This window comes from Paenibacillus sp. J2TS4 (assembly GCF_018403245.1).
Taxonomy (GTDB): domain Bacteria; phylum Bacillota; class Bacilli; order Paenibacillales; family NBRC-103111; genus Paenibacillus_L.
This window is the reverse complement of sequence record NZ_BOSH01000016.1, coordinates 23,022-31,651: the sequence shown is the minus strand read 5'-3', so window position 1 is coordinate 31,651 and position 8,630 is coordinate 23,022. Positions and strand designations below refer to the sequence as shown.

Annotated in this window: 10 protein-coding genes; all 10 read left to right on the top strand. The window is 48.5% G+C overall.

All coding sequences use genetic code 11. The annotated features are described in order from the left end of the window. Nucleotides 1–68 precede the first annotated feature (68 nt). Nucleotides 69–410, top strand: a complete 342-nt coding sequence (locus KJS69_RS24955) for a histidine triad nucleotide-binding protein (RefSeq protein WP_213586524.1) — start codon at nt 69–71, stop codon at nt 408–410. A gap of 169 nt (nt 411–579) precedes the next feature. After that, a complete protein-coding gene (rpsU, locus tag KJS69_RS24950) occupies nt 580–753 on the top strand; it encodes a 30S ribosomal protein S21 (protein WP_005547957.1) in 174 nt (57 codons plus the stop codon). A gap of 12 nt (nt 754–765) precedes the next feature. Further along, on the top strand, nt 766–1,209 hold the full coding sequence (locus KJS69_RS24945) for a GatB/YqeY domain-containing protein (RefSeq protein WP_213586523.1): 444 nt from the start codon (nt 766–768) through the stop codon (nt 1,207–1,209). A 286-nt stretch (nt 1,210–1,495) separates the two neighbouring features. Further along, on the top strand, nt 1,496–2,851 hold the full coding sequence (locus tag KJS69_RS24940; protein WP_213586522.1) for an NfeD family protein: 1,356 nt from the start codon (nt 1,496–1,498) through the stop codon (nt 2,849–2,851). A 62-nt stretch (nt 2,852–2,913) separates the two neighbouring features. After that, a complete protein-coding gene (floA, locus tag KJS69_RS24935) occupies nt 2,914–3,906 on the top strand; it encodes a flotillin-like protein FloA (protein WP_213586521.1) in 993 nt (330 codons plus the stop codon). Between the two features lie 40 nt (nt 3,907–3,946). After that, nucleotides 3,947–4,450 (top strand): hypothetical protein, encoded by a 504-nt coding sequence (locus tag KJS69_RS24930; RefSeq protein WP_213586520.1) that lies wholly within the window; start codon nt 3,947–3,949, stop codon nt 4,448–4,450. A 66-nt stretch (nt 4,451–4,516) separates the two neighbouring features. Beyond that, on the top strand, nt 4,517–5,650 hold the full coding sequence (locus KJS69_RS24925; protein ID WP_213586519.1) for a PQQ-dependent sugar dehydrogenase: 1,134 nt from the start codon (nt 4,517–4,519) through the stop codon (nt 5,648–5,650). A gap of 143 nt (nt 5,651–5,793) precedes the next feature. Then, nucleotides 5,794–6,084 carry a sporulation protein YqfC gene (gene yqfC / locus KJS69_RS24920; protein ID WP_213586518.1) on the top strand — a complete coding sequence of 97 codons (291 nt, stop codon included), beginning with the start codon at nt 5,794–5,796 and terminating at the stop codon, nt 6,082–6,084. 6 nt (nt 6,085–6,090) lie between these two features. Then, nucleotides 6,091–7,329 carry a sporulation protein YqfD gene (gene yqfD / locus KJS69_RS24915; protein ID WP_213586517.1) on the top strand — a complete coding sequence of 413 codons (1,239 nt, stop codon included), beginning with the start codon at nt 6,091–6,093 and terminating at the stop codon, nt 7,327–7,329. A gap of 312 nt (nt 7,330–7,641) precedes the next feature. Further along, nucleotides 7,642–8,616, top strand: a complete 975-nt coding sequence (locus KJS69_RS24910; protein ID WP_213586516.1) for a PhoH family protein — start codon at nt 7,642–7,644, stop codon at nt 8,614–8,616. Nucleotides 8,617–8,630 lie beyond the last annotated feature (14 nt).

Genomic DNA, 8,630 nt, shown 5'->3' with positions numbered 1-8,630 from the left:
TGGATGTGTTCCTTTTTTTTGCTACAATAAGTAGTATTATTTAAATTAAGTGGAGGAATGGTTCGGATATGGATTGTATTTTTTGTAAAATTGTTGAAGGCTCGATTCCTGCCAATAAAATTTATGAGGATGATACCGTGCTGGCCTTCCATGATATTCAGCCGGCGGCTCCTGTCCACGCCCTGATCATTCCGAAGAAGCATATAGCTGCGATGAAGGACGTTCGGGAAGAGGATTTGCCGCTCATTGCGGATATTCACCGTGCCGCGCAAAAGGTAGCCAAGGAGCTCGGTGTAGACGAAAGCGGGTACCGACTGCTTAATAATTGTGGGAAGAACGCGGGTCAAGTCGTGTTTCATATCCACTATCATTTGTTAGGCGGAGCCAAGCTGGGGCCATTAAATCATTGAATAGCGGTGCCGTAAAAGGCTCATAGACAATAGACTCGTCAAACAGATTGTAAAAGACGTTCCGGCATGAATGATGTAGGTTGACACCCGCTTTCTTTTTAACATATAATGAAGTTTGATAACCGTGTTTAGTCGTCTTGGACGGTCTGTTCGGAGGGAGGGAAATCTGGTGTCAGAAACAAAAGTTCGCAAGAATGAAACAATAGATGCTGCTCTTCGCCGCTTTAAACGTTCCATCGCTAAGGATGGGGTGCTGGCTGAAGTTAAAAAGCGCAAACATTACGAGAAGCCCAGCGTTAAGCGTAAGAAGAAGTCGGAGGCCGCTCGGAAGCGGAAGTTCTAGGAGGACTTATTAATGAGCTTAAGTGATCGATTGAACGAAGATATGAAGCAGGCGATGAAGAGCCAAGATAAATTCAGACTCTCCGTAATCCGAATGATTCGCTCCGCGATTAAGAATATAGAAATCGATCAGCGAAGATCGTTGGATGACAACGAAGTGCTTGATATAATAAGTCGTGAAATCAAACAGCGAAAAGATTCCCTCCAGGAATTCGAAAAAGCAGGCCGAGAAGATTTAGCGCAATCTGCTAAAGCAGAAATTGCCGTCATCGCTGAGTACCTTCCGCAGCAATTGACAGAAGAAGAGGTTAAAGTTCTTGTACAGCAGACCATCCAAGAAACAGGCGCTTCTTCCAAAGCGGATATGGGCAAGGTGATGGCTGCTCTGATGCCGAAAGTAAAAGGCCGCACGGACGGCAAGCTCGTCAATCAGTTGGTCCAACAACTGCTGACTTAAACCGACAACAAGCAAAACACCCCGGATCGGGGTGTTTTTTACTGCCCGAGGAAGGGTCAGTGATCCTGCCATGGATGGTTTCAGAATAATAAAGTCCCAAAGATGCGGATGAAAACGGTTGTTTTATTTTCTATAAAGTTACATATAATCCAAAATGTTTAGATCTATGGGGAATATGTTATTATCCTGACCAGAAAATTGTTTAAGGATTGAAACATAAGCCGAAACTTTACGTAGTACTGTGTAAAGGTAATTAAGCTAACGCTTGAGGAAGGAGGGGTATACTATGAAAAGAAGATGGTTAATCGGACTGCTAATGCTGCTTCCTCTGCTCGCCGTATTGCTTCCTTACCCGGGAGTGAGCGCCGAAAGCAAGACAGCTTCTTCACGTGCAGTCTATATTATCCCCGTGCATCAAACGATTGAAAGCGGACTGCAAAGCTTTCTCCAAAGGGCATTTAAAGAGGCTCACGAAGCGTCAGCTCAGCTGATTGTGTTGGATATCAATACGTTGGGTGGCGAAATAACGGCAGCGATGGAAATTGGCAATATGGTCAAGGACAGTCAGATTCCAACGGTGGCGTTCGTTCATGGAGACGCCGCATCGGCTGGAACTTTCATTGCCTTGAACGCTAATGAGATCGTCATGGCTCCAGGCAGTGTCATTGGAGCGGCCTCTATCGTGGATCAGTCCGGCAGAGAAGTGACGGATGCCAAGCTGGTTTCTTATTGGGTGGAATCAATGGAATCCGTAGCAAAAATGCGCGGCCGCGACCCCCGAATCGCCGCTGGAATGGTAGATAAAAATATCGACGTGGATATTCCGGAGGCCAACCGGAAATTTGCAGCAGGACAGCTGGTTTCGCTTTCTTATGACGATGCTTTGAAAGCGGGCTATTCGGAGCATACGGCGGCTACTCTGGAAGAGGTGCTGCAGTATAAGAACGTACAAGATGCTCCCCGTATTCAAATTGAGCCCAGCACCGCCGAGAAGCTCAGCAGGCTGCTAACAAGCCCTGTAGCCAAAACCTTGCTTTTGTTGCTTGGTATTGCCGGGGTAGCGATTGAACTGTTTGTTCCTGGGTTTGGCTTGCCCGGCATTCTTGGAGCTCTTGGCTTTGGCTTATATTTTTTCAGTCATTATATTGCCGGGTTTGCAGGAATTGAAGAAATCGCGTTATTTATTATCGGTATTATTCTGCTCTTGGTTGAAATTATCGTCCCTGGCTTTGGCTTGTTCGCTGTTGCGGGCTCCATTGCGCTTATAAGCGGAGTGGTGATGGCATCCTACAATACGGCCAGCGGTCTGAAATCTTTAGGGATTGCGGCGATCGTCGCGATCATTGTTATTGCCATATTTATTAAAATTTTCAAGCATAAAGGGGTGTGGAATAAATTTATTCTGCGCGATGAGCAGAAGAATGAGATGGGCTACACTTCCACTTCTTCCAAGGAGCATTTGATAGGCAAATCAGGGATTTCTCTAACAACTCTTCGTCCGTCGGGCACGGCTCTGATCAATGAGGAACGCGTTGACGTTGTGACGCTCGGAGACTATATTGACCGCGGTCAGAAAATTAAAGTGACCCAAATAGAAGGAACACGGGTCGTGGTTCGCGAACTTAAAGAGGATGAAATCTGATTTAAAATTTTGGGTTGTAATCTGGTTCGACTAATACCAATTAAGTACAGGAGGTTATTTCATTGGATCCTACTAGCATTTCTTTTTTGCTGTTAGCAGCACTGGTCATTATCGTATTAGCCGTATTCTTCAGCTTCTTTCCGATCATGCTGTGGATTTCGGCTCTTGCATCCGGCGTACGCGTCGGCATATTTACGCTGGTGGCCATGCGCTTGCGTCGAGTCATTCCAAGTCGGATTGTCAATCCCCAAATCAAAGCGACTAAAGCGGGATTGGGTCTTAATATTAACCAATTGGAAAGCCACTTCTTGGCGGGCGGTAACGTGGACCGCGTAGTTAACGCCTTAATTGCCGCTCAGCGTGCTAATATCTCGCTCGGCTTTGAACGGGCTGCAGCGATCGATCTTGCAGGCCGGGATGTGCTGCAGGCGGTACAGATGAGCGTTAACCCGCGTGTTATTGAAACTCCCATGGTCGCTGCTGTAGCTAAAGACGGAATTGAAGTGAAGGTTAAAGCCCGTGTAACCGTTCGGGCCAACATCGACCGCTTGGTCGGCGGAGCCGGGGAAGAAACGATCATTGCCCGGGTAGGGGAAGGGATCGTTACGACGGTCGGTTCTTCCAATACACACAAAGATGTACTGGAAAATCCGGATTTGATCTCCAGAACAGTACTTGGTAAAGGATTGGATGCCGGAACCGCATTCGAAATTCTATCCATTGACATTGCGGATGTGGATGTAGGCAAGAACATTGGGGCTAATCTGCAAACGGAACAGGCAGAGGCCGATAAGCGGATTGCTCAGGCGAAGGCGGAAGAGCGCCGGGCTATGGCCGTTGCTCAGGAGCAGGAGATGAAAGCAAAAGTGGTTGAGATGAAGGCGAAGGTTGTTGAAGCCGAATCCCAGGTACCGCTGGCTATGTCAGATGCGCTGCGCCAAGGCAAGCTTGGAGTGATGGACTACATGAATTTGAAAAATATTGAGTCCGATACTCAGATGCGCTCCAGCATAGGAAATACTCAGAATACGAACGATAAGAATGTTAAGGAATAACCCTGGTTTCGCCATAAACCGAAGCAGAGGGGTGAGCTGAATGGATATCATAGATTTTTTGAAGAACAATATATTTATTGTATTTATATTGTTTGCTATTTTATCCGGTTTGATGAGCAAGGCCAAGCCGGGCAAGCAAGGAAATACAAGATCGATGCCACCTTTTGGAGGAGGCTCTACGTCGCCGCCTTCCGCATCGGACGGCTCCTTGGAACCCGAGCGACCCAGGACGGAAGCCCCCGAGTATAACCGCCGGGCTGAAGGCCGGACGGTATGGATGGAAGAGGCGTATGATGGGTTATCGGGCCATGAAGATGAACGCAACGATGATATTTCTGGTTATGAAAGAACCTCTTACGATAAAAAAGCGGCCGCTTCCTCGCGGAAAGCCAGCTTTTCTCTTGATCGGGAGACGATGACTGACAGGCAGGCGGAGATAGATGTTAACCGAAGAGCCGAGGAACTGCAGCGCCAAGTGGTTCAAGGAATCATCTGGTCTGAAATTCTGGGACCGCCCCGGTCCAAAAGACCCTTTCGCAAATAGACTTCCCCCTGTCGGCTTGCCGGCAGGGGAATTTTGCATTCTTTAATCGATAAAGGAGTGCCCGAGATGATAAGAGCTATTGGAATCACTCTACTCCTGCTGCTCGTCAGCGCATGCTCAATTGATGGGAACGGGCAGGGTCTTCCTAGAGAGCCAGAGGAGAATGCCGTTGCAGGGGATAAGTTTCCATACGAAATGGAAATCCTGGCTAATCAATTAAATGTGCCTTGGGAAATGGTTTTCACCCCCAACGGAGATATATTGTTGACGGAAAGACCCGGACAAATCCGACGAATTCAGGAAGGGAAGCTGGTGGACGAGCCGGTCTTCCGCTTTGAGGAGCCGTTCATTAGCCGGGGAGAAGGAGGCCTGCTCGGGCTGGAAATCGATCCGAACTATTCGGAGAATGGCTATTTATATGCTTATCACAGCTACGAGACGGGCGGACAAGTTAAAAACAGGGTACTTCGCCTGAAGGACCGGGAGGGCCGCGTAGAATTGGACAAGATATTGATTGCGGACATCCCGGGCGATACGAATCATAACGGAGGCAGGATCAAATTCGGCCCGGACGGGCTTCTTTACATTACGACCGGGGAGCGGTATGATCCCCAGCTTGCGCAAGATTTGCACAGCCTGGGGGGCAAAATCCTTCGTCTCCATTCCGATGGCTCCATCCCGGAGTCCAATCCGTTTCCGGATTCCCCGATTTACAGCTGGGGACATCGGAATCCGCAAGGATTGGCTTGGCATCCTGTTACGGGCAAGCTCTACAGCTCAGAACATGGTCAGACTGCCCATGACGAGATTAATCGGATAGAGCCCGGCGGCAATTACGGATGGCCAGAAATAAGCGGGGATGAGGAGCGAGAAGGAATGATCCGTCCCCTTCTGCACAGCGGGGAAACGACCTGGGCGCCTTCCGGTATGACCTTCGTCAGCCAAGGGCCGTGGAAGGACAAGCTCTTGGTAGCCAACTTGCGCGGGATGCAAATTCTGGAGATCACCTTCGGCGGGGCGGATTATACTTCCGTAGAACATATGGATGGATTATTTCAACAGCAATTGGGGAGAATCCGCAATGTGGCGGAAGGTCCCGACGGTTCTCTCTATATCATGACCAATAATCGGGATGGGCGCGGAACCCCGACACCCGAAGATGATAAGTTGATTAGATTCCGGCCCCTATTTGAATCATAAAATAGCAGGAAACATTCCAAGCAGAGCGATAGAGCTCTGCTTTTTTCTTTTATCCGCGAAGAGAGAAGCAGTCCTTTTCATAATTAACGGCCCATCAGCATATTTTGTAAAAAAGCCTATCGGTTCGGAGGGATGAGCGAGGCATGCGCTCCATTAAAAAAAAGCTCAACATGGTTACAGCGAAGCTGCTCGAAGTGCCTCAGGACGTCATCCTCGATCTGCCCAGATTGACGATGATCGGTAATATGCAGCTCTATATCGAAAATCATCGGGGAGTTCTTCATTTTTCCAGTCAACTGCTGAAATTAGCATTCGGAAAAGGCGAGCTGGAGGTTCACGGCAAAGATTTGGTCATGAGGGGCATTCAGACGGAAGAAGTGTTCATCGAAGGGACGATTAACGATATCAAATATATCAATAACGACAAAGGGTGAATTCGGGTGCAGCCAAATCTATTTTCCAAGATTAAAGGATACATTACAATCGAATTGCGTGGCGAACGGTTGGAGGAGCTGATTAATCTGGCTGTGGCCACCCGCCTCGTTCTGTGGGATATACGGATAATCAAGGAGCAACTGGCGGAGGTGAATTTATCCATCTCGGATTTCTACAGGCTTCGTCCGCTGTTAAAAAAGACAGGCTGTCGCTTGCATATCCTTCATCGCTATGGGCTTCCCTTTTTTTTGGACAAACTGGGTAAACGAAAATTTTTTGTCGCGGGCGTTTTCTTTTTTCTAGCCGGTCTTTTTCTGCTGACCTCTCTTGTCTGGAAGGTCGAGGTGGAAGGAAATGAGAAGCTCATGACGGTCGAAATTTTGGAAAAAGCGAAGCAACTGGGGATTTATGAATATCAATGGAAATTCCGCTTGAAGAACCAGGAGGATCTGGCTCGGGAATTGCATAATCAGCTTCCCGGGGCAGCCTGGATAGGTGTCCAGGTGGAGGGGACCCATATCCGCATTAAAGTGGTGGAGAGCGCCAGCCCCGAAGAAAGAGAGCCTATGAATCCACGTCATCTGGTCGCGACGAAGAATGCGGTGGTCACCCAAATTTTAGCGGAAAAAGGGAAGCCGGTCGTGCAGCCGAATCAGTATGTTCGCGAAGGGGACGTGCTCATCTCGGGATGGATCGGCAACGAGGCGAATCAGCAAACCGTCGTCTCGCAAGGTCAAGTGAAGGGACTCGTCTGGTATACGAGTACAATAGAAACCCCGCTGGTCCGCAAATATAAAACTTATTCCGGGAATTCATTTAAACGGTTTTATCTCGTTTTTGGCAATCGGGCCTTGCAATTAACAGGCTATGGTCATAAGTATGAGGCATCCGAATCGGCCTCGTCCCGCAAAACGCTGCAGTGGCGGAATTACGGTCTGCCTGTCGGTTGGCTGAATGAAAAGGTGCGCGAGGTTCATCTGCTGGAAGAGCCCTTGGAGAAAGAAGCGGCACGGGAGATCGGATTAGAGCGGGCTCGCGCAGATTTGCTGCAGGAAGCCGGCAAGGAATCCAAAATTATAGCAGAGAAAATATTGAAGGAGCAAGAGGAGAACGGGAAGCTGGTGATGGAGGTTCACTTTGAAGTGGAGGAAAATATCGCCGTGGAGCAGCCGATTGTGACCGTACCGCCCGAAGAAGCGGCACCGGATCAGGAACCAGGCTCGGGTCCAGGTCCTGTCAGCTAACCCCATCCCACACGAAACTAGCAGCAGCATATAACGAAGCAGCAGAGATTTGAGGCGGCGCCGGTTGCGGCGTCTTTTTTTTCCTTATAGAAATTTGAGGGGTTATTTTATGCACATGGTTGTCGTTTATAGCCTCTGCTTTCTAGCATTGTAAGCCTTTGCTCCTTCTTCAGGAAAATTCTTGGCATCCTTCGTGAACAAAAGGGGACTTTTTTCCCGTCTCTTCAGATTAATATTTGCTTCCAGGCGCACATATACGATAATATCTTACGTATAATATAGTTACTCAAGAGCTAAGGAGAATGAGGCCTTTTGACCGATCAAGAACAGATTGTTGTTAAAATTCCGCTCGCTAACGTAGCCGAAGGGCTGTCGTTGTTCGGGCCGCAGGACAAGTATTTGTCTATTATCGAAAAGCAAGCCGATGCCAAAATCTTTTCTCGGGAAGAAGAGATCGTTATTCAGGGACAAGCCCGGGAGGTCCAGCAGCTTCAGCAGCTGTTCGAGGTGTTGCTGGAATTGGTTCGCAACAACTATCCGTTATCCGAACGGGACGTTCTGTACGCCGTTGAATTATCGAAGCAAATGATGGCCGATCAGCTTCTCGATTTGTTTAAAGGGGAAATTACCCATACGTATCGGGGGAAGCCGATCCGGATTAAAACAATAGGGCAGAAGCAGTATGTCGGCAAAATCCGCAAGCAGGACATCGTCTTTGGAATTGGCCCTGCAGGTACTGGAAAAACTTATTTGGCGGTTGTGTTGGCTATTGCCGCTTTGAAGGAAGGCAAGGTCAAGCGGATCATTCTTACCCGTCCTGCGGTGGAGGCAGGGGAAAGTCTCGGATTTCTGCCGGGAGACCTTCAGGAAAAGGTTGACCCGTATCTACGGCCATTGTATGATGCTCTTAACGATGTCCTCGGAGCTGAACAAGTAGCGAAATCGTTGGAAAGAGGGCTGATCGAGATCGCCCCGTTAGCCTATATGAGGGGCAGAACACTTGACGATTCGTTCATTATATTAGATGAAGCCCAGAATACGACCCCCGAGCAGATGAAAATGTTTCTGACCCGCTTAGGCTTCGGCTCGAAGATGGTGATCACCGGCGATATTACACAAATCGATTTGCCCAGGGGCAAACGGTCGGGGCTGGTGGAAGCGGAGCGGATTCTGGCGGGAATTGAAGAAATCGGATTCGTCTATTTCTCGGAGCAAGATGTTGTCCGTCACTCCCTGGTCCAAAAAATTATAACTGCTTACAACCTAGATCAAGAAAAGCATGGATAGAGAGGACTGAGTTT

Excerpts from the sequence above, each read along its gene's own strand:
- KJS69_RS24930 (WP_213586520.1), top strand. The coding sequence starts at position 3,947 with ATGGATATCATAGATTTTTTGAAGAACAATATATTTATTGTATTTATA.
- KJS69_RS24955 (WP_213586524.1), top strand. The coding sequence starts at position 69 with ATGGATTGTATTTTTTGTAAAATTGTTGAAGGCTCGATTCCTGCCAAT.
- KJS69_RS24945 (WP_213586523.1), top strand. The coding sequence starts at position 766 with ATGAGCTTAAGTGATCGATTGAACGAAGATATGAAGCAGGCGATGAAG.
- KJS69_RS24940 (WP_213586522.1), top strand. The coding sequence starts at position 1,496 with ATGAAAAGAAGATGGTTAATCGGACTGCTAATGCTGCTTCCTCTGCTC.
- KJS69_RS24925 (WP_213586519.1), top strand. The coding sequence starts at position 4,517 with ATGATAAGAGCTATTGGAATCACTCTACTCCTGCTGCTCGTCAGCGCA.
- yqfC (WP_213586518.1), top strand. The coding sequence starts at position 5,794 with ATGCGCTCCATTAAAAAAAAGCTCAACATGGTTACAGCGAAGCTGCTC.